At 73.6% G+C, this 20238-nt stretch carries 19 protein-coding genes; 11 read left to right on the top strand and 8 right to left on the bottom strand.

The genetic code is table 11. From position 1 onward, the window contains the following. Position 1: 1 nt before the first annotated feature. The gene (locus SLP03_RS02025; protein ID WP_319458745.1) at positions 2–3595 is read right to left on the bottom strand and encodes an ATP-binding protein; all 3594 of its coding nucleotides are present in this window, start codon (positions 3593–3595) and stop codon (positions 2–4) included. 177 nt (positions 3596–3772) lie between these two features. On the opposite strand from SLP03_RS02025, the gene SLP03_RS02020 reads away from it, so the two are divergent. Further along, positions 3773–3982 carry a hypothetical protein gene (locus SLP03_RS02020; RefSeq protein ID WP_319458744.1) on the top strand — a complete coding sequence of 70 codons (210 nt, stop codon included), beginning with the start codon at positions 3773–3775 and terminating at the stop codon, positions 3980–3982. An 81-nt stretch (positions 3983–4063) separates the two neighbouring features. On the opposite strand, the gene SLP03_RS02015 is transcribed toward SLP03_RS02020, so the two are convergent. Further along, positions 4064–4756 carry a Crp/Fnr family transcriptional regulator gene (locus SLP03_RS02015; protein WP_319458743.1) on the bottom strand — a complete coding sequence of 231 codons (693 nt, stop codon included), beginning with the start codon at positions 4754–4756 and terminating at the stop codon, positions 4064–4066. Between the two features lie 244 nt (positions 4757–5000). Between SLP03_RS02015 and SLP03_RS02010 the strand changes: the two genes are divergently transcribed. From SLP03_RS02010 to SLP03_RS01990, 5 genes are all read left to right on the top strand, one after another. Further along, positions 5001–5498, top strand: a complete 498-nt coding sequence (locus SLP03_RS02010) for a polyadenylate-specific 3'-exoribonuclease AS (RefSeq protein ID WP_319458803.1) — start codon at positions 5001–5003, stop codon at positions 5496–5498. Between the two features lie 85 nt (positions 5499–5583). After that, positions 5584–6066, top strand: coding sequence for a pyridoxamine 5'-phosphate oxidase family protein (locus SLP03_RS02005; RefSeq protein ID WP_319458742.1), 483 nt, complete (start codon positions 5584–5586; stop codon positions 6064–6066). Between the two features lie 172 nt (positions 6067–6238). Continuing rightward, entirely contained in the window at positions 6239–7267 is a 1029-nt protein-coding gene (locus SLP03_RS02000) for a 6-phosphofructokinase (protein WP_319458802.1), read from the top strand. Positions 7268–7340: 73 nt separating this feature from the next. Next, on the top strand, positions 7341–8159 hold the full coding sequence (gene proC / locus SLP03_RS01995) for a pyrroline-5-carboxylate reductase (protein WP_319458741.1): 819 nt from the start codon (positions 7341–7343) through the stop codon (positions 8157–8159). Between the two features lie 84 nt (positions 8160–8243). Then, positions 8244–8594 carry a DUF2203 domain-containing protein gene (locus SLP03_RS01990; protein WP_319458740.1) on the top strand — a complete coding sequence of 117 codons (351 nt, stop codon included), beginning with the start codon at positions 8244–8246 and terminating at the stop codon, positions 8592–8594. A gap of 42 nt (positions 8595–8636) precedes the next feature. Here the strand turns inward: SLP03_RS01990 and SLP03_RS01985 are convergent, their stop codons facing one another. Next, positions 8637–9584, bottom strand: a complete 948-nt coding sequence (locus tag SLP03_RS01985; protein WP_319458739.1) for a threonine/serine dehydratase — start codon at positions 9582–9584, stop codon at positions 8637–8639. Between the two features lie 140 nt (positions 9585–9724). Next, entirely contained in the window at positions 9725–10213 is a 489-nt protein-coding gene (locus SLP03_RS01980) for a glutathione peroxidase (protein WP_319458738.1), read from the bottom strand. Between the two features lie 145 nt (positions 10214–10358). Here SLP03_RS01980 and SLP03_RS01975 point away from each other — a divergent pair, with 145 nt between their 5' ends. Continuing rightward, a complete protein-coding gene (locus SLP03_RS01975; protein ID WP_319458737.1) occupies positions 10359–11999 on the top strand; it encodes a glycosyl hydrolase family 18 protein in 1641 nt (546 codons plus the stop codon). A 66-nt stretch (positions 12000–12065) separates the two neighbouring features. On the opposite strand, the gene SLP03_RS01970 is transcribed toward SLP03_RS01975, so the two are convergent. Together SLP03_RS01970 and SLP03_RS01965 are read right to left on the bottom strand one after the other, a co-directional pair. Then, the gene (locus tag SLP03_RS01970) at positions 12066–13040 is read right to left on the bottom strand and encodes a helix-turn-helix domain-containing protein (RefSeq protein WP_319458736.1); all 975 of its coding nucleotides are present in this window, start codon (positions 13038–13040) and stop codon (positions 12066–12068) included. A 64-nt stretch (positions 13041–13104) separates the two neighbouring features. Beyond that, positions 13105–13548: a lytic polysaccharide monooxygenase auxiliary activity family 9 protein gene (locus tag SLP03_RS01965; protein WP_319458735.1), complete on the bottom strand. Its 444-nt coding sequence runs from the start codon at positions 13546–13548 to the stop codon at positions 13105–13107. Between the two features lie 129 nt (positions 13549–13677). Here SLP03_RS01965 and SLP03_RS01960 point away from each other — a divergent pair, with 129 nt between their 5' ends. The 3 genes from SLP03_RS01960 to SLP03_RS01950 all read left to right on the top strand — a co-directional run bounded on the left by SLP03_RS01960 (position 13678) and on the right by SLP03_RS01950 (position 16714). Next, a complete protein-coding gene (locus tag SLP03_RS01960; RefSeq protein WP_319458734.1) occupies positions 13678–14169 on the top strand; it encodes a hypothetical protein in 492 nt (163 codons plus the stop codon). Positions 14170–14283: 114 nt separating this feature from the next. Beyond that, entirely contained in the window at positions 14284–15690 is a 1407-nt protein-coding gene (locus tag SLP03_RS01955) for a class II 3-deoxy-7-phosphoheptulonate synthase (protein ID WP_319458733.1), read from the top strand. Continuing rightward, positions 15683–16714, top strand: a complete 1032-nt coding sequence (locus tag SLP03_RS01950; RefSeq protein ID WP_319458732.1) for a GntG family PLP-dependent aldolase — start codon at positions 15683–15685, stop codon at positions 16712–16714. Before SLP03_RS01955 ends, SLP03_RS01950 begins: the two co-directional genes overlap by 8 nt. A 36-nt stretch (positions 16715–16750) precedes the next feature. On the opposite strand, the gene SLP03_RS01945 is transcribed toward SLP03_RS01950, so the two are convergent. Further along, positions 16751–17611 (bottom strand): deoxyribonuclease IV, encoded by an 861-nt coding sequence (locus SLP03_RS01945; RefSeq protein WP_413644169.1) that lies wholly within the window; start codon positions 17609–17611, stop codon positions 16751–16753. Beyond that, positions 17608–19593 (bottom strand): Stk1 family PASTA domain-containing Ser/Thr kinase, encoded by a 1986-nt coding sequence (gene pknB / locus SLP03_RS01940; RefSeq protein WP_319458730.1) that lies wholly within the window; start codon positions 19591–19593, stop codon positions 17608–17610. Before pknB ends, SLP03_RS01945 begins: the two co-directional genes overlap by 4 nt. 166 nt (positions 19594–19759) lie before the next feature. Here pknB and SLP03_RS01935 point away from each other — a divergent pair, with 166 nt between their 5' ends. Next, the gene (locus tag SLP03_RS01935; RefSeq protein ID WP_319458729.1) at positions 19760–20149 is read left to right on the top strand and encodes an Rv2175c family DNA-binding protein; all 390 of its coding nucleotides are present in this window, start codon (positions 19760–19762) and stop codon (positions 20147–20149) included. Positions 20150–20238: the final 89 nt, after the last annotated feature.

The following is a 20238-nucleotide window of genomic DNA, read 5'->3' as shown; positions in this document are numbered from 1 at the left end:
CTCAGCAGGCCACCGCGGGCCCGGTGTCGGAAACCGGACGCCGGGCCAGGGCGAGCAGGCCGGGCGCCTCGTTGCGCAGCGCGAAGGTCCGCAGCTCGGCCAGCGGCGCCCCGGCCGCCGCCGGATCACCGGCCCGGTCCAGCTCGGCCGTGGCCAGGGCGAGCGCCAGCATCCGGTCGGTCACGTCCGGGATCCGGGCGTAGATCTCGGCGCCGGCCAGGTGCAGCTCGCCGGCGCGCCGGTGATCGCCGTCGGCCGCGGCCACCGCCCCGGTGACCGTCCGCAGCGCCGCCTCCGACCAGGGCGTGCGGTGTCCCAGCCGGTCCAGCATCGCGCGTACCCGCACCGCCGCGTCCCGGCCCGCCAGGGCCGCCGCGTACGACGCCGCGGCGATCCACTCGCCGCTGGCCAGCGCCGGCACCGCCGACCAGGAGTCGGCCAGCTCCTCGACCAGCGCCGCCGCCTCGTCGGCCCGCCCCTGCAGGGCGCGGCAGAGCGCCGCCATGCCGAGCATCGTCCAGTGCGGCCGGTGGAAGCCGCTGCGGCGAGCGGTGTCCAGCGCGGCGGCCACGTCGTCCAGGTACCGCGCCCCGTCCCGGCCCGCCGCCGAGGCGGTGTCCCGCTGCGGCGGCGCCGGCCGGGGCGCCGGCGGGACCGGCTGGCCGCGCAGCACCAGCAGGCACGAGCGCAGGCCGCGTACCTGCATGTCCCAGCCGCCGGTCGGGGTGTCCACGAACGCGTCCGCGGCGGCGAGCAGGCGGGGGAAGTCCACGTCGAAGTACGCCCGCATCGCCTCGCCCGAGTAGCTGGTGGTCAGCGTCTGCCCGCTGACCGTACGCGCCGGCGCGGCCGACAGCAGGCCGTCCGAGCGCAGCCAGTCGCCCTCCTCGCGGACCGCGTACGCGAGGTTCTGCACCGCCCGGGGCAGGGCGAGCAACTGCAGCGTCCGGCTGTACTCGACGAGCGCGTACAGCTCGTCCAGGCCGACCCGGTCGCCGGCCTGGTAGCGGGCGGTGGCCGCGGTGATCCGGGCGTTGGTGCGGGTCTCCGCCAACCCCAGCCGCTCGCCGATCTCGGCCGCGGTCTCGGCCGCCGCGACCGCCGCGTCCCGCTCGTAGTTGAGCATGTGCAGCCGGCCCAGCTCCGCGTGCGCGTCCGCCTTCTGCGCGCTGTCCGGCAGCGGCTCGAAGAGCCCCACCGCCCGGTCCAGGCAGGCCACCGCCGCACCCCGGTCGGCGCGCAGCCAGGCCGCCTGGCCGAGCAGCGTCCAGGCCCGGGCGGCGCAGGCGTCGTCGTCGTGGGCGAGCAGGCGGTCGGCGAGCGTCTGCAACTGCTCCGGCCCGCCGCCGGAGAGGAAGGCGTTGCCGTCCCGGTAGAACGAGATCTCCGTGCTCAGCAGCTCCAGCTGGAGCCGGCCGACCGGGTCGCCGTCGTCGGCCAGGCCGAGCGCGCGCCCCGCGTGGCCGGCCGCCGCGTCCAGGCCGTGCAGCGCGTACGCCCGGCGGGCCGCCCGGTGCAGCGCCGCCCGGGCCGGGCCGGCGTACCGGTGGGTGTCCATGTCCAGCGTCCGGGCGATCTCGTGCGCCGCCCAGCGGTGGTGCGCGAGCACCTCGGCCAGGTCCGTGTCCCGGCTCTGCGACAACGCGTCCAGCCAGTCCGCGGTCCGCTCGTGCCGGGCCACCCGTTCGGTGCGCGGCAGCCGCTGGTAGCAGACGTCCCGGACGAGGACGTGCCGGAACTGGAACTCCGGCTGCCCGGCCATCGTCGACGCCGCCTGCTCGTGCACGAAGTCGCGCTGCTCCAGCCGGCGCAGCGCCCGCTCCACCGACTCCGCCGCCAGCCCGAGGGCGGCGGCCACCGCGCCCGGCCAGAACTGGACCCCCACCACCGAGGCGGCGAGCAGCACCGCCCGGTCCTTGGCGTCGAGCAGGTCGACCCGGTTGGCGATGACCGCGTGCACGCTCTCCGGCATCGGCAGGTCGAGATGCTTCTCCAGCGACCAGCCCCGCCCCGACTGGCGCAGCGAGCCCTGCTCGATCAGCATCCGGACGTACTCGTGGGCGTAGAGCGGGTTGCCGCCGGCCACCTCGACCAGCGGGCTGAGCATGTCGGCGGAGAAGGCCGCCTGGCCGAACATGTGCGCGTAGAGCGAGGCGATGCCGGTGTCCCGCAGCGGCGGCAGGGTGATGGTGACCGACCCGGTGATCGTCCCGGCCCAGCTCGGGTCCCGGTCGACCAGCTCCGGCCGGGCCGTGCAGAGCAGCAGCAGCGGCACGTCCCGGGCGGCCGCGCCGAGCAGCTCGACGAAGCGCAGCATCGCGTCGTCGGCCCAGTGCAGGTCCTCGAAGACCAGCACGGTGGGCCGGCGGGCGGCCAGCGCCAGCAGGAAGCGCCGCCACGCCGACTCGGCTTCCTCCGCCGGCAGCGCGGTGCCGGCCAGCCCGACCAGCGGGCGCAGGGCGTCGACGATCCGGTCCCGCTCCCCGGGCCCGACCAGCTCGGTCACCGCCGAGGCCAGCCGCTGCGCGGCGGTCGGCGCCGGGTCGGTGTCCAGGATGCCCGCCTCGGTCTTCACCACGTCGGCCAGCGCGGCGAACGTGACGTTCTCGCCGAACGGCGGGCACCGCCCGGTACGCCAGGTCAGCGGCTCGTCGGCCAGCCGCCCGGCGTGCCGGTACAGCTCGCGGACCAGCCGGCTCTTGCCGATGCCGGCCCGCCCGAAGACGGTCACCACCTGCGGGATCTGGTCCCGTAGCGACCGGTGCAGGGCGTTGACCAGCAGCCCGAGCTCGTGCTCCCGGTCGATCAGCGGGGTGGTGTCCGGTTCCCGGTCGGTCGGCTGCCGGCGGACGGGGGAGAGGGCCAGCCAGACCTCGGTCGGGGAGGAACGCCCGCGCAGGGTGACCGGCGGCTGCTCGGAGTACCGGATGGCGTCCTTGGTCAGCGCGTGGGTGGTGCCGCAGACCAGCACCCCGCCGGGCGGCGCCACCGACTGCATCCGGGACGCGGTGTTGACCACGTCACCGGCCACGATGGCCTGCCCGCCGTCCCGGGCGGCGGCCACGTCGACCAGCGCCTCACCGGTCGCCACGCCGACCCGGAAACGCAGCTCATGGGCGCCGGTCGGGGCGAACCGGGTCAGCACCCGCTGCAGCTCCAGACCGGCCCGCACGCAGCGCAGCGCGTCGGTCTCGGTGGCCACCGGGGCGCCGAAGAGTGCCATCACCGCGTCGCCGATGTACTTCTCGACCACGCCGCCGTACTGACCGACCACCCGCTTCGCGGCCGAGAAGAAGCCGGTCTGCATGCCCCGGACCTGCTCCGGGTCGGCTCGCTCGACGTACGGCGTGAAGTCGATCAGGTCGACGAAGAGCACGCTGACCCGGCGGCGGTCCTCCTGCGGCGCCGCGGCCGGTCGCTGCGCCCCGGTCCGGGGCGCCCCGCACGAGGTGCAGAACGCCACGTCGGTGGCGAGCGGGCGCAGGCAGTGCGGGCAGACGGCACCCAGCTCCGCGCCGCAGCCACCGCAGAAGCGGTCGCCGTCGGCGGCGGTACGTCCACATCGGTCACACTGCGCGGAGATGACACCCTCCACTGGCGGTTCTGCCGGCCGGCCCGCGGCCGGGCGCCGCGCCCCCCGCGGCGTCCACCGTGAGTATCGCCGCTGGCGGCGGTGTCAGGTACCCGGCTGTTGGCTTGTGGACAGTCTCCGGACGCCGTCAAGAGCTACATTCGGGTGCCGAACGCAGACCGCGATCAAGGGGGACACGCCATGGTGTACGTGAAGCTGGAGAGCGACTGGACCGACGCCGACGGGGTCAACCACTCCGCGGGTGAGTCGGTCGACGTGGACGCCGCCACGCTCGCGGCGCTGCAGGCCGACGGGATCGTCAGCGAGGGGTCCAGCGGCAAGGACACCACCGGCTGGGCCGGGCCGGGCAGCACCACCGCGTGGGCGGGGCCGGGCAGCGCGGGCGTCTGAGGCCGGAGCCGCGAGGGGCCGGGGCGGCGACGCCACCCCGGCCCCTCGCGTACGTCCCTGCGCCGTCGCCGCCCGCGCGGCTCAGCGCTCGTTCATCCCGGCGCGGCGGCGCAGCGCGGCCACGTCGGTCACCACGATCCGGCGTCCCTCGGTACGCAGCCAGCCGCGGCTGGCGAACGAGCCGATCGCCTGGTTGACGCTCTGCCGGGAACCGCCGGCCATCTCGGCGAGCTGGCTCTGGTTGAGCTCGATCGTGATCATCGGGGCCTGGCTCTCGCCGGCCAGCCGGACCAGCGTCTTGGCCACCCGGCCGGGCAGGTCGAGGAAGACGTGGTCGGCGTTCTGCTCGGTGAGCCGGCGGATCAGGCCGCCCAACGAGCGCATCACCGCGTCCAGGATGCGCGGGTTGGAGTGCACCAGCTCCATGAACGCGCCCCGGCCCAGCGCCAGCGCGGCGGTGTCCTCGATCGCCTCGGCGGACGTCGACCGGGTCGAGGCGTCCAGCAGCGAGACCTCACCCAGCACGTCCGGCGGGCGCATCACGGTCAGGATCGCCCGTTCGCCCGTCGGCGCCGTCCGGAACACCGCGACGGCCCCCCGGCGCAGCACGATCAGCGATTCGCCGGGATCGTTCTCCACGAACAGCAGCTGGCCTTTGCGGTAGGTGCGGGGCACCGCCGCGGCGATCACCCGCTGTCGCACCTCCGCTTCAAGCCCGGCGAACATGTCGACGCCCGTGAGCGCATCACCCGGCTCCGGCAGGCGAACCTCCACGGCCCAACCCCTCCCCGGTCAAGGACCACAACTCGCAGCCGGGTGAACCTGACAGCCCCCGGTACGAGGTTCTGAACCGGTTCGGCGGCCGGTAGGTACACATCAGATCATGACGGTCCGGTCGCTTGCTGTACACCCCTGGAAGCACTTCCGTGACCCTGCCGAGCTGCGGCGTAGGGGTGCCGCCCGGTTCACCGGTGCCCCGCCGACCGGCCTCCTGCCGCGGTGGGCGAGGATGGTCGGGATGGTCTACCGCTACTTCTACGACTGCGAGTTCATCGAGGACGGCCGGATCGTCGACCTCGTGTCGATCGGCGTCGTCGACGAGTACGGCCGCGAGTTCTACGCGGTCTCCACCGAGTTCGACGACTCCCGGGCCGTGCCCTGGGTGCGCCGCAACGTCCTCGACAAGCTCCCCTCGCCGGCCGACCGGTCCTGGCGGTCGCGGGAGCGCATCCGCGACGACCTGTACGACTTCCTGATGGAACCGGTCCGGGACCGGCCGGGCGAGCAGCTCGAACTCTGGGCCTGGTACGCCGCGTACGACCACCTGGTGCTGGCCCAGCTGTGGGGCGCGATGCCGGCGCTGCCCCGGGAGATCCCCCGCTTCACCAAGGAGCTGCGCCAGCTTTGGGACGACCGGGGTCGCCCGAAGCTGCCGGACGCCGAGGCGGACCGGCACGACGCCCTGGTCGACGCCCGGCACAACCTGGCGCGGTGGCGGGCGATGACCCGGCGGTGAGCTGTCCGGAACACGACTTCCCACAGGTTTGACCGGTTCTGTCCCGGGCACGGTTTGGCATCGAGCCGATGCGAGGGAGTGCGCCATGACTACGGAGCCGACCACCGCCGAGGGCGCCCGGGGGCGGGTCACCGAGCTGATCAGGGACGCCCGGATCTGCCTGTTGACCACGATCGCCGTGGACGGGCGGCTGGTCAGCCGGCCGATGGGCCTGCAGGCCGCGGAGTTCGACAGGGACCTCTGGTTCTTCGCCTACGCCGACTCCGCCAAGGTCCGCCAGATCCGGGTGAACCCACAGGTCAACGTCGGTTTCTCCGACCAGCGCCACCATGCCTGGGTCTCCGTGGCGGGCACCGCGCAGGAGGGCTGGGACCGGGCCCGCGCCGAGGGGTTGTGGAACCCGCTGCTCAAGACCTGGTTCCCGGACGGGCTGGACACCCCGGGAATCACGCTGATCAAGGTGCACGCCGGCTCGGCCGAGTACTGGGACTCGCCGGGCGGCACGGTGGTGAACCTGCTCGGCTTCGCCAAGGCGGCGGTGAACCACGAGGTCAGTACTGATTGGTAGCCGGTTCGGCGGGCGGGACCGGCCCGGGGCGCGGTGTCGGCGGACACCCATGCCGACTACAGTGCGCATTGACGGCCCGCCCCGGGCCGGCAACGGCGCCGATGGTCTGATCTGACGCATATCCTGGGGCTTATCCGGGCTTCACCTGATGCTCCAGGAGGATGAGCAGATCATGCGTATCGGCGTGCTCACCGGCGGCGGCGACTGTCCAGGTCTCAACGCGGTCATTCGGGCGGTGGTCCGTAAGGGCGTCGCCACCTACGGTCACGAGTTCGTGGGCTTCCAGGACGGCTGGAAGGGCCCGCTGGAGGGGCTGTCCAGGCCGCTCAGCATCGCGGACGTCCGTGGCATCCTGCCGCGCGGCGGCACCATCCTCGGTTCGTCCCGCACCAACCCCTTCAAGATCGAGAACGGGGTGGAGCGGATCAAGGAGAACCTGACCACGCAGGGCGTGGACGCGCTGATCGCGATCGGCGGCGAGGACACCCTCGGCGTCGCCACCAGGCTGTACGAGCTGGGCGTCCACGTCGTCGGCGTGCCGAAGACGATCGACAACGACCTCGGCGCCACCGACTACACCTTCGGCTTCGACACCGCGGTCAACATCGCCATGGAGGCGATCGACCGGCTGCACACCACGGCGGAGAGCCACCACCGCACCCTGGTCGTCGAGGTGATGGGCCGGCACGCCGGCTGGATCGCCCTGCACGCCGGCCTCGCCGGCGGCGCCAACGTGATCCTGCTGCCGGAGCGGCAGTTCGACGTCGAGCAGGTCGCCGGCTACGTCGAGAAGCGCTTCCAGCACCAGTACGCCCCGATCGTCGTGGTCGCCGAGGGCGCCCAGCCGCTGGACGGCCAGATGGTCCTGCACAACCAGGAGCTCGACTCGTTCGGCCACGTCCGCCTCGGCGGCATCGGCCAGTGGCTCGCCGAGCAGCTGGAGGCGAAGACCGGCAAGGAGGCCCGCACCGTCGTGCTCGGCCACATCCAGCGCGGTGGCACCCCGACGGCGTTCGACCGGGTGCTCGCCACCCGGCTCGGCCTCCAGGCCATCGACGCGGTGCACGAGGGCGACTGGGGCAAGATGGTCGCGATGCAGAGCACGGACATCGTCCGGGTGCCGCTGGCGGAGGCCACCCGGGAGCTGAAGACCGTGCCGCTGGAGCGGTACGCCGAGGCTGAGGTCTTCTTCGGCAGCTGATCGACGGCGCGCGGCGCGGCGGCCCGCAGGGGACCCGCCGCGCCGCGGCTTCGACCGAGAGGGGTACGGCGTCATGGCATCCGGGGGGCACACGGTCGCGGTGATCGGCGCGGGCAAGATCGGCGAGCTGATGCTCTCCGGGCTGCTCCGCTCGGGCTGGCCGGTGGATCGGCTGCTCGCCACCGCCCGGCGGCCCAGCCGCGCCGAGGAGCTGACCGCCCGGTACGGCGTCCGGGTGGTGGACAACCTCACCGCGGTGGACGAGGCGGCGGTGCTGGCCATCTCCGTCAAGCCGCAGGACGCCGCCGCGCTGCTCGACGAGATCGGCCCCAAGGTCCCGGCCGACAAGCTGGTGATCTCGCTCTGCGCCGGCCTGCCCACCACCTTCTTCAGCCGCCGGCTGCCCGACGGCACGCCGGTGGTGCGGGTGATGACCAACACCCCGGCCCTGGTCGACGAGGCGATGAGCGCCATCTCGGCCGGCGCCCACGCCACCGGCGAGCACCTGGCGCTCGCCGAGGAGATGTTCACGCCGCTCGGCGCGACCATGCGGGTGCCCGAGTCCCAGCAGGACGCGGTGACCGCACTCTCCGGCTCCGGCCCCGCCTACTTCTACCTGCTGGTCGAGGCCATGATCGACGCCGGGATTCTGCTCGGCCTGCCCCGGCAGGTGGCACACGAGCTGATCGTGCAGACCGCGATCGGCTCGGCGGTGATGCTGCGCGACTCCGGCGAGCACCCGGTCAAGCTCCGCGAGGCGGTCACCTCACCGGCCGGTACGACGATCTCCGCGATCCGCGAGCTTGAGAACCACGGCGTCCGGGCCGCCATGCTGGCCGCGCTGGAAGCCGCCCGGGACCGGGCCCGCGAGCTGGCCGCCCAGGCGGACTGAGGCCAGCCGGGTGTCACCGGGTCGCCGGGCGCGCCACCCGACGGTGGGGGCGAGCGGCGGCGGGCCGTGCCGCATACTGGCGCGGTGTTCACACTCGCGCAGGCGCGACACCTGGTGGCCACCCTGCGGCCGCGCGTCGACGAGCTGATCCGGCTCCGGGCCGACCTGGCCGAACTGCGGGTCGACCTGGCCGACCACGGGGCCAGCGTGCTCGGCGGGCTGGCCGAGGTCAAGGCCCTCGAAGCCCGGCTGCACGCCACCGTGGACGAGTTCCACACCCACGAGATCCAGGTCAAGGGGATCGCCCCGGTGCTGCTGGACTTCCCCGGCGAGCGGGACGGCCGCCAGGTGCTCTGGTGCTGGCTGGAGGGCGACACCGACGTGCGCTGGTACCACCGGCTGGAGTGCGGCTTCGCCGGCCGCCGCCCGGTCTGACCGGCCGCCGTCCGGCCCGAGCCGGGACCGGTCCGAGCGGCGTCAGCCGAGGGTGGTGAGGCGGGACAGGGCGACGTTGCCACCGCTCAGGACCAGCACGGTCCGATCGCCGGGGGCCACCTCGACCAGGCCCGCGCGCAGCGCCGCCAGGGTCACCGCGGCGGCCGGCTCGACCAGCAGCTTCGTCGCGTCCACCAGGTCCGACCAGGCGGGGAGGATCGACTCCTCCGGCACCTCCACCAGGTCGTCGACCAGCGCCCGGACGTGGGCCAGGGTGTGCCGCCCGGCGAACGGGGCGGCCAGGCCGTCGGCGACGGAGACCGGTCGTACCGGCGGGGTGGGCGTGCCGGTGCGCAGGGCGTACGACATCGCGTTCGCGCCGTCCGGCTCCACCCCGACGATCCGGGTGCTCGGGGACGCCTCCTTCACCGCCGCCGCGATGCCGCTGATCAGGCCCCCACCGCCCACCGGCACCAGCACCACCGCCGGGACCGGGCCGTCGGCCAGGATTTCCCGGCCGATGGTGGCCTGGCCGGCGATCACGTCGGGGTCGTCGAAGGGCGGCAGCAGGTGGTAGCCGCGGTCGGCCGCGAGGCTCCGCGCGGTGTCCAGCAGGTCGTGGGTGAGGACCACCTCGGCGCCGAGACGGCGGACGGCGTCCACCTTGGTGGGCACCGCGCCGGGCGGCATGCAGACCACGGTGGGGAGGGCGAAGGCCCGGCCGACGAAGGCCACCGCGATCGCGTGGTTGCCGGCGGAGAAGGCCACCAGACCAGCCGGCATGCCCTCGCGTTCGGCGCGGGCGAGCAGCGCGTTCGTCGCGCCCCGGGCCTTGAAGCTGCCGGTGTGCTGGAGGTTCTCCGCCTTCACCGAGATCCGGAGGCCCAGCTCCGCGCTGAGCGGGGGAGCCGCCAGCAGCGGGGTTCGGACCATTCGCCCGTCGAGGCGCTGCTCGGCCGCCGTGATGTCGTCCCCCGTGATCAGCCGCATCCCGGGAGCCTAGTCCGCCGGCTCGCCCGGCCGCCCTCCCGCGGTCAGCCGGCGGCGGAGCTGGGCAGCGCGTCGGTGACCGCCGCGAGCCTGAGCTGGAACGCGAAGCTGGCCGCCAGGGACGCCCACCGGTCAGGACGTCAGGCGCGGAGGACCTTCTCGACGGCGGCGCGCAGCTCGGGGGCGTCCGGGGTCACCGTCGGGGCGAACCGGGCCGCCACCGTGCCGTCCGGGGCGACCAGGAACTTCTCGAAGTTCCACCGGATGTCGCCGGAGTGCTCCTCGGCGTCCGGGGTGGACACCAGTTCGGCGTAGAGCGGGTGCCGGTCCGGCCCGTTGACGTCGACCTTCTCTGTGAGCGGGAAGGTCACGCCGTAGTTGACCTGGCAGAACTCGCCGATCTCGTCGGCCGTGCCGGGCTCCTGGCCGGCGAACTGGTTGCACGGCACCCCGAGCACCGTGAGTCCCCGGTCGGCGTACTCGTCGGCGAGGGCCTGCAGGCCGGCGTACTGGGGGGTCAGCCCGCACCGGGAGGCCACGTTGACCACCAGCAGGGTGCGGCCCCGGTACTGCGCGAGGTCGGCGGGGCCGCCGGTGAGGGCGTCGATCTGGACGTCGAAAACGGTCATGCCGCGAGGCTACGCGCTCTTCCTGGACGGGTGCGGCGACGGTCGGAGGAATCGACGTATGCACATCTTGACGAAGTGATGACGGCGTGAGTAGCGTCTCACCATCCAATCTGGAAAGTTTCCTAACTGTTTGAGGAGACGCCACATGAAGAGATCGCTCCGCCGGTCCCTCTGGGCCGGTGCCGTGGTCGCGCTGGCGGTCGCGGCGGTGCCGATGGCCACCGCCGCCGCCGCAGGCAGCGTGACCGCCACGTTCGCCAAGGTGCAGGACTGGGGGACCGGTCACGAGACGAAGGTGACCGTCACCAACGGCACCAGCGCCAGCGTCGACACCTGGCGCATCGAGTTCGACCTGCCCTCGGGCACCACCATCAGCACCTTCTGGGACGCCGACGTCACCAGCAGCGGCAACCACTACGTCGCGGTGAAGAAGAGCTGGGCCGGCCCGCTCGCCCCGGGCACCAGCTTCAGCTGGGGCTACAACGGCGTCGGCCCGTACGCCGGGCCGCTGAACTGCACCGTCAACGGGGCGTCCTGCTCCGGTGGCGGCACCCCGCCGCCCACCACGACGCCGCCCACCACGACCCCGCCGACCACCACACCCCCGACCACCACGCCCCCCACCACGACGCCCCCGACCACCACGCCGCCGACCACGAGCCCGCCCAGCGGGGACAAGAAGGTGGTCGGCTACTTCGCCGAGTGGGGCGTCTACGCCCGCAACTACCACGTCAAGAACATCCACACGAGCGGGTCCGCGGCCAAGCTCACCCACATCCTGTACGCCTTCGGCAACACCACCGGCGGGCGGTGCAGCATCGGCGACAGCTACGCCGACTACGACAAGGCGTACACCGCGGCGGACAGTGTGGACGGCGTCGCCGACACCTGGGACCAGCCGCTGCGCGGCAGCTTCAACCAGCTCCGCAAGTTGAAGAAGATGTACCCGAACCTGAAGGTGCTCTGGTCCTTCGGCGGCTGGACCTGGTCGGCCGGCTTCACCCAGGCCGCGCAGAACCCGGCCGCCTTCGCCGACTCCTGCTACGCGCTGGTGAAGGACCCGCGCTGGGCGGACGTCTTCGACGGCATCGACGTCGACTGGGAGTACCCCAACGCCTGCGGCCTGCAGTGCGACGCCAGCGGCCCGAACGCCTTCAAGAACGTGATCAGCGCCCTGCGTGCCAAGTTCGGCTCGTCGGCGCTGGTCACCGCGGCGATCACCGCCGACGGCAGCACCGGCGGCAAGATCGACGCCACCGACTACGCCGGCGCCGCGCCGAACCTGAACTGGCTCATGCCGATGACGTACGACTACTTCGGCGCCTTCAACCCGCAGGGCCCCACCGCCCCGCACTCGCCGCTCACCTCGTACGCCGGCATTCCGCAGCAGGGCTTCAACTCGGACGCCGCGATCCAGAAGCTCAAGAGCAAGGGCGTACCGGCGAACAAGTTGCTGCTCGGCATCGGCTTCTACGGCCGGGGCTGGACCGGGGTGACCCAGGCCGCCCCGGGCGGCACGGCGACCGGCCCCGCCCCGGGCACCTACGAGCAGGGCATCGAGGACTACAAGGTTCTCAAGAACACCTGCCCGGCCACCGGCACCGTCGCCGGCACGGCCTACGCGAAGTGCGGCAGCAACTGGTGGAGCTACGACACCCCGTCCACCATCGGCGGCAAAATGACGTACGCGAAGAACCAGGGCCTCGGTGGCGCCTTCTTCTGGGAGCTCTCCGGTGACACCGGCAACGGCGAGCTGATCGGCGCCATCAAGGGCGGTCTCGGCTGAGCCGAGCGCCGACGCATCACCCGCACGGCGGGGAGGGAACGCGCCGGTCCCTCCCCGCCCGCGTGCTCAGCCCCGGCCGCCCCGCTCGCGGTGTTCCCGGGGCGAGAGCCCGTACGCGGCCCGGAACGCCCGGCTGAAGTGGGCCGGCTCCCGGAAGCCGCAGCGGGCGGCGACCTGCCGGACCGTCAGCTGCCCGAGCCGAGGGTCGGTCAGGTCGCGGCGGCAGCGTGCCAATCGGCCGGTACGGATCAGCGCGGCGACCGTCGTGTCGGTGCCCTCGAAGAGCCGGTGCAGCGACCGGAGCGACAGGTGGTGAGCCTCGGCCACGGCGGCCGGGGTCAGGTCCGGATCGGTCAGGTGCCGCCGCACGAACGCCTCGACCCCGGCCCGCAGGCCGGTGACCCGGGTCTCGACCGGCAGGTCCCGTTCGACGTCCAACCGGCGGGCCAGGGTGCCGGCGATCAGGTCCAGGGCGACCCGGTCCAGCTCCGGCGCGTCGGCCGCGGCGTACTGCTCGGGGTGCGCGACGATCTGCCGCAGGAAGCCGGCGAGCAGCGCCCCCATCCCGGTGTCGGCCGGGATCTCGGTCGCGAGCAGCGCCGCCAGCCGGTGCGCCGGCAGGGGCAGCGCGGCGTGCGGCACCAGCGCGGTGACGGTGTGCAGCGGGCCCGGGAGCGGGCCCGTCGACCGGTGTGTGGAGGCGTGCGGGCGCACCGTGTCGATGAAGGCGAAGCCGGACGGTCCGAGCGGACCGGCCCGCCGCCCCTGCGACATCACGCCGTGGCCGGAGAGCGGCAGGGCGAGCTGGTACAGCTCGGGGTCGGTGCTGCGGATCATGCGGTGCGTACGGGTCAGCTCCAGCGACGGGTACCGCCAGGCGCCGAGCCGGACCACGCCGAGGTCCACCGCGCGGGCCGAGGCGGTGAAGTCCGCCTCGTGCCCGCTGCTGATCCGGGCCGGCACCGACTCGCGGGCGACCAGTTCCCGCCAGAAGTCGAACCGCTCGGCCGCGGGCAACCCCGCGGTGTCGACCGACGCCACAGCAAGGATGACTGGTCACCTCCCGGACGGCGCGGCCGGACGGGCCTCGTGCACAGCAGACTAGTCAGTGTGCCGGCGCGGAACTGCCCCGGCCCGCGCCGAAGGTGACGTCCGAGCAGGTGTAGAAGGCCTCCGTGCTGTCCGAGCGCTGCCAGATCAAGTAGATCAGGTGCCGCCCGGCGCGCTGCGGCAACCGTGCGGTCATCCGGTACCTCCCGTCGGTCAGCGCCGGGTCGGTGGCGGTGTGGAACAGCTCCAGGTCCGCCCAGCGCAGCGGCTGCGTCGGGCGGTAGCCGTCGCGGGTGACGTACAGCTCGAAGGTGCCGCGCGGGGCGGTGGCCCGGTAGGCGAAGGTCCAGGTCCCGCCCGGGGGGAGCGCGCAGGCGTACGTCCGGCTGACCGGGGACTGCATGCTGCCCTGCGCGTCGGCCTGGCTGACCAGCGCCACGCAGGCGAGGATGGGGATGCCGCCGATCGCCGCGACGGGGGCCCGGTGTCGTCGGATCATGAGTTCTCCTTTTTCTTAAGGAAAGTTAACTAAAAGTTTCGGGCATGGCGGGCGCGATATGCAAGTGCGTCGATGTGACAGACTCGCCGCTCGACATGTCCCGATGTCCGCGCCGATGGAGGGGGACCGATGGGCCCGACGCACCTGAGGGTGGCGAGCACCGTCGCCCTGCTCGCGCTCCTGCCGCTCACCCTGGCCGGCTGCGGCATCGGCGGGGACGACAAGGCCCAGGCCCCGGCGACCCAGGCGCAGCGCGCGCCGGCCGAGGAGGCCGCCGCCAAGTCCCGGGAACGGGTGCAGGCATACCTCGACGCGATGGCGGCCAAGGACGTCGACGCCGGCCGCACTCAGCTCTGCGCCCCCCTGCAGAAGCCCTTCGACGCCGCCGCCACCGGCCCCAACGGCGACTTCGCGGACCACTTCACCGTCCCGCAGGCCACCATCACCGACGTCCGGTCCGGCCCGCACGGGCAGGAGGTCAGCACCGCGGTCGCCGTCGCCGTCGGCAGCCGCAAGGCCACCCGGCCGGTGCTGTTCACCGTCACCCGCAGCGGTGCCGACTGGTGCATCTCCGCCGAGGCGCCGGGCGGCAACACCCCGGAGCCGGGCGTCACCCCCTGACCGGGTCACCCGGCGCTGACCTGCGCCCGCCCCGGCTGTGTCGCTCATCTCCCAACTGCCGGAACCGTCCCCTCGGCGGCGGGCCGCCCCGACGGTCGCCGTAGGCTTTCTGTCATGCGCCATGAGTGGCATCAGCTGAGTCACCCCGCGGTGGGCAGCCCGGGCCTGCAGACCAGTCGTCCGACCGTCGACTCCGCCGAGGACGCGGCCCTCGGCCTGGACCGCTGGCGGGACCTTCCCCGGGCGCAGACCCCGCCGTGGTCGGACCAGGACACGGTGGCCCAGGTCTGCAAGGTGCTCGACACCGTGCCCTCGGTGGTCGCGCCCTACGAGGTCGACCAGCTCCGGCAGCGGCTCGCCCTGGTCTGCGAGGGCAAGGCGTTCCTGCTCCAGGGCGGCGACTGCGCCGAGACCTTCGCCGACAACACCGAGAGCCACCTGCTGACCAACGCCCGCACCCTGCTCCAGATGGCGATTGTGCTGACGTACGGCGCGTCGCTGCCGGTGGTCAAGGTGGCCCGGGTCGCCGGCCAGTACACCAAGCCCCGGTCGCTGCCGACCGACGCGCGCGGCCTGCTGGCCTACCGCGGCGACATGATCAACTCGCTGGAGGCCACGCCGGAGGCACGGGTCGCCGACCCGCAGCGCATGATCCGGGCGTACGCCAACTCGGCCGCCGCGATGAACATGCTCCGGGCGTACCTGGCCGGCGGGCTCGCCGACCTGCACGCGGTGCACGACTGGAACAAGGGCTTCGTCAAGAACTCCCCGGCTGGCGAGCGCTACGAGGCGATCGCCCGGGAGATCGACCGGGCGCTGGCCTTCATCCGGGCCTGTGGGATGAACGACGACGAGGCGCTGCGGACCGTCACCCTCTACTGCTCCCACGAGGCCCTCGCCCTGGAGTACGACCGGGCCCTCACCCGGGTCTCCGACGAGCGGGCGTACGGCCTCTCCGGGCACTTCCTCTGGATCGGCGAGCGGACCCGGCAGATCGACGGGGCGCACATCGACTTCATCTCCCGGATCGCCAACCCGATCGGCGTGAAGCTCGGCCCGACCACCACCCCGGACGAGGCGATCGAGCTCTGCGAGAAGCTCAACCCGGACAACATCCCCGGCCGGCTCACCCTGATCAGCCGGATGGGCAACCACCGGGTCCGGGACGCCCTGCCGCCGATCGTCGCCAAGGTCACCGCGGCCGGCGCCAAGGTGGTCTGGCAGTGCGACCCGATGCACGGCAACACCCACGAGTCCTCGAACGGCTACAAGACCCGGCACTTCGACCGGATCGTCGACGAGGTGCTCGGCTACTTCGAGGTGCACCGCGGCCTGGACACCCACCCCGGCGGCCTGCACGTGGAGCTGACCGGCGAGGACGTCACCGAGTGCCTCGGCGGCGCCCAGGGCATCGAGGACCTCGACCTGCCCGACCGGTACGAAACCGCCTGCGACCCGCGACTGAACACCCAGCAGTCGCTGGAGCTGGCCTTCCTGGTAGCGGAGATGCTGCGTGGCTGACAACCTGATCGACCTGCGGTCCGACACGGTGACCCGGCCCACCGCCGGGATGCGCGAGGCGATGGCCGGCGCCGAGGTCGGCGACGACGTGTACGGCGAGGACCCCACCGTCGCCGCGCTGGAGGCCGAGGTCGCCGCGCTCTTCGGGCACGAGGCGGCGCTGTTCGCCCCGACCGGCTCGATGGCCAACCAGATCGCCCTCCAGCTCGTCGTGCCCCCCGGCGACGAGCTGCTCTGCGACGCCGACGCGCACGTCGTCACGTACGAGATCGGGGCGGCGGCCGCGTACGGCGGGATCTCGTCGCGGACCTGGCCGGCGGTCGGCGCGGAGATCGACGCGGACGTGGTAGCCGGCATGGTCCGGCCTGACGGCTACTTCGCCGTCCCCACCCGGGCCATCGCGGTCGAGCAGACCCACAACCGGGGCGGCGGCGGGGTGATCCCCCTGGCGACCCTGCGCGAGCTGCGCCGGGTCGCCGACGACACCGGTCTGGCCCTGCACTGCGACGGCGCCCGGATCTGGCACGCGCACGTCGCCGACGGCGTGCCGCTGGCCGAGTACGGCGCGCTCTTCGACACCCTGTCGGTCTGCCTCTCCAAGGGCCTCGGCGCTCCGGTCGGCTCGCTGGTCGTCGGCAGCGCCGAGAAGATCGCCCGGGCCCGGTTCGTCCGCAAGCGGATGGGCGGCGGGATGCGGCAGGTCGGCTTCCTCGCCGCCGCCGGCCGGTACGCCCTGGCCCACCACGTCGACCGGCTCGCCGACGACCACGCGAAGGCGGCCCGGCTGGCCGAGGCGGTCGCCCCGTTCGGCGTGCTCGCCACGGCGGTCCGCACCAACATCGTTCCGCTGGACCTCACCAAGCACCCGCTCGACGCGAAGGCCCTCGCGGCCGCCGCCCGCGCCGAGGGCGTGCTGATGTCGGTGCTCGGCCCGCGCACCGCCCGCCTGGTCACCCACCTGGACGTCGACGACGCGGCGGTCGACCGCGCGGCGACCGTACTCACCCGCGTCCTGCGCGGCTGACCCCGCCCGTCGCACGCCGGCCCTCGGCCGGTTTGGTCAGGGGTGGAGGCGTTTGAGGGTGGCGATGTCGGCGGCGTGGCCGACGTGCTTCTCCGTCGGGGTCTCCACCACGATCGGGACGCCCGCGGTGGCCGGATGGCGCATCAGCTCGGCGAACGCCGGCTCCCCGATGGTGCCCTTGCCGATGTTCTCGTGCCGGTCCCGGGTCGAGCCGCGCAGGTCCTTCGAGTCGTTGGCGTGCACCAGCGTCAACCGGCCCGGCCCGACCGTCGCCACCAGGGCGTCCAGCGTCGCGGTCATGCCACCCTCGGCGGCCAGGTCGTGCCCGGCCGCCCAGGCGTGGCAGGTGTCGAAGCAGACCCCCAGCCCGGGGTGCCGGTCCACCGCGTCCAGGTAGGGGCCGAGCTGCTCCACCCGGGAGGCCAGCGACCGGCCCCCGCCCGCGCTCGGCTCGACCAGCAGCATCGGCCCACCGACCGCCGCCGCCTCGTCCAGCAGCGGCAGCAGCACCTCCCGGACCTGCCGCATCGCCGCCTCCGCGTGCCCCGCGTCGACCGCGCTGCCCGCGTGGAAGACCACGCCCCGGCCGCCGATCGCCGCCCCCCGGCGCAGGGCGTGCGCCAGGGTCTGCGCCGACTTCTCCACCGTCGCCGGGGTGGGGGAGCCGAGATTCACCAGCAGCGACGCGTGGATATACACCGGGACGCCGCGCTCGGCGCAACCGTCGCGGAACAGCGCGTCCTGGGCCGGGTCACCCGCGGGCAGCGCCCAGCCGCGCGAGTTGGAGACGTAGACCTGCACCACCTCGGAGCCGGTCGCCTCGACGTACGGCAGGGCCGCCTTCGCCAGCCCGCCCGACGTAGGGGTGTGCGAGCCGATCGGCCGGTGCGCGTTCACAGGCATCCGATGGTGACCGGGGTGCCGGGCGGCACCGGGGAGTTCTCGGCCGGATTCTGGAACCGGACGACGGCGTTCGGATCGCCCTGCACCGTCACCGGGAAGCCCTGGCTCTGCAGCTGCTGCTGGGCCTGCGGGCAGGGCAGGTCGATGACTCGGGGGACGACCACCTGCGCCGGGCCCTTGCTGATGTCCAGCTTGACCTGGGCGCCCTTCTCCACACCCGTGCCGTCGGCCGGGCTCTGGCCGAGGACCTCGTCCTTCGGCTTGTCCGAGTCCTTGTACGTCTCCACCGGCGTCAACCCGAGCTGCGCCAGCGCCGCCCGGGCCTCGTTGATGTTCTTGCCGACCAGGTTCGGCACCGAGATCGGGGCCTTGCCCTTGCTCAGCACGACGGTCACCTTGCTGCCCGGCTTGACCACCGTGCCCCCCTTCGGTTCGGTGGCCACCACCACCCCGGAGGGCAGATTGTCGTCGTACCGGGCGGTGCCCTTGGCCACCACCAGCTTGGCGTCGGTCAGTTCCGCCTGGGCCAGCTCGAAGTCCTTGCCCACCACGTCGGGCACCGGCAGCCGCTCCGCCCCGAGCGACAGGGTGAGCGTGATCGTGCCGCCCTTGACGATCCGGGTGGCGGAGACCGGGTCCTGGCCGAGCACGCTGTCCTTGGGCGCCTTCTCGTCGTACCGCGGCTCGGCGTAGGCGAGGGTGAAGCCGGCGCGGGCGGCCCGCCCCTCCGCGTCGGCCTTGCTCAGGCTCACCAACTGCGGGGCGACCGTGTACCGCCCCACCCCGAACCACCAGCCGCCGAAGGCGGCCACCAGGCCCAGCACCACGGCCGCTGCGGCGACCGCCAGCCGGCCGCGGGGGGAACCCATGACGCGGGTACGCAGCCCGGCCAGCCGGCCGCCCAGGTCGGCGCCCTCCGGCGCGGCCCGACGGCGGTGCGGGCGCGGCCCGCCAGCCTCGGGCAGCCGGGCCCAGGCGGGGCGCTCGGCGGGCCGGAGGGCGGCCACCGCCATGGTCGGCTGGGACATCGGCCCGGTGTCGTCGCCGAGCCGCCGCAGCATGGCGGTGTGCGAGTTCGCGTTGCCCAGGTCGTCCCGGGCGACCTGCACCTCGGCCAGCAGCGCGCCGGCATCGGCGGGGCGGGCCCCCGGATCCCGCCGGGTGGCTCGGGCGATCAGGTCGTCGAGCACCCTGGGCAGGCCGGGCACCAGCGTCGAGGCGGCCGGCACGTCCCGGTCCACGTGCTGCCAGGCCACGTCCACCGGCCGGTCGCCGTCGTACGGGACCCGGCCGGTGAGCATCTCGAACAGCACGATCCCGGCCGAGTAGACGTCGGTGCGGGTGTCCGCGCGCCCCTCGGTGACCAGTTCCGGGGCGACGTACGCCACGGTGGCCATCAGCTGGTTGCCGTTCTCCTCCTCGGCACTCGCCTCGACCGCCCGGGCCAGCCCGAAGTCGGCCACCTTGACGACGCTGTCCACCAGGTTGGCCGGGCCGCCGGTGGGCGCCTCGGCGATCAGGACGTTCTCCGGCTTGACGTCCCGGTGCACCAGGCCGGCCCGGTGGGCGGCGGCGATCGCGGCGAGCATCTGCTCGGCGATGGCCAGCGCCTCGTCCGGGTTGAGCCGACGCCGCTCGGCGAGGACGTCGCGCAGGGTGCGACCGCGGACGTACTCCATCACCAGGTAGGGGAGGCCGCGGTGGGTGCCCTGGTCGTAGACGGCGACGACGTTCGGGTGGGTCAGCCGGGCGATGGTCTTCGCCTCGTCGGTGAACCGTGCCACGAAGCCCGCCATCCGGGACCGGGCCTCCGGGGCCTGGGTCGGATGAATGATCTTGACCGCCACGGTGCGCTCGAGGCGCTCGTCGGTGGCGGTGTACACGGTCGCCATGCCGCCGCGGGCCACGCGACCGCGAATGCGGTAGCGCCCGTCGATCAGCGAGCCCAGCAACGTGTCGGCGACCTGTGTGTCCATCGGCAGGCAGTCTATGTGTCGGGAGGGTGAAGGTTGAACAGGATGCTACAGCCGGGATCCGATCCGCCCCGTCCCGCCGCGCTCGCCCCGCCCACGGGGTCCCGGTCGTCGCATCGGTGGGGGTGCCGTTGCCGGGCCCGGACGGGGCACGTGGCAGGGTGGTCGGGTGACCGATTCCATACCCGCCGACCAGGCCGCCACCGGCGCGGACCTGCCCGGACCCACCGACCTGGCCGCCTGGCTGACCCTGCCGGACGTCGCCGAACGGCTCGACCTGTCGATCAGCAAGGTCCACCAGATGATCCGGGACCGCGAACTCATCGCGGTACGCCGCGACGGCGTCCGCCGGATCCCCGCCGACCTGGTGGCCAACCAGACCGTGCTCAAGCACCTACCCGGCGTGCTCAACCTGCTCACCGACGCCGGCTACGACGACGAGGCGGCGCTGCGCTGGCTCTACGAGCCCGACGACACCCTCCCCGGCACCCCGGCCGTCGCCCTGGGCGGAGACCTGGCCCGCGAGGTCAAGCGCCGCGCTCAGGCCCTCGGCTTCTGACCAACTCCGGCCTACCCACCCGCCTCGCCCCGCCCCGGCCTGACCCCGCCCGGGTCGGGTGGGTCGGGGTCGGGGTCGGGGGACTGGGG

Source organism: Micromonospora sp. RTP1Z1 (assembly GCF_033804685.1).
Lineage (GTDB): Bacteria > Actinomycetota > Actinomycetes > Mycobacteriales > Micromonosporaceae > Micromonospora.
Note: the sequence above shows the minus strand (reverse complement) of the source record. Positions and strands in the feature narration are given on the sequence as shown.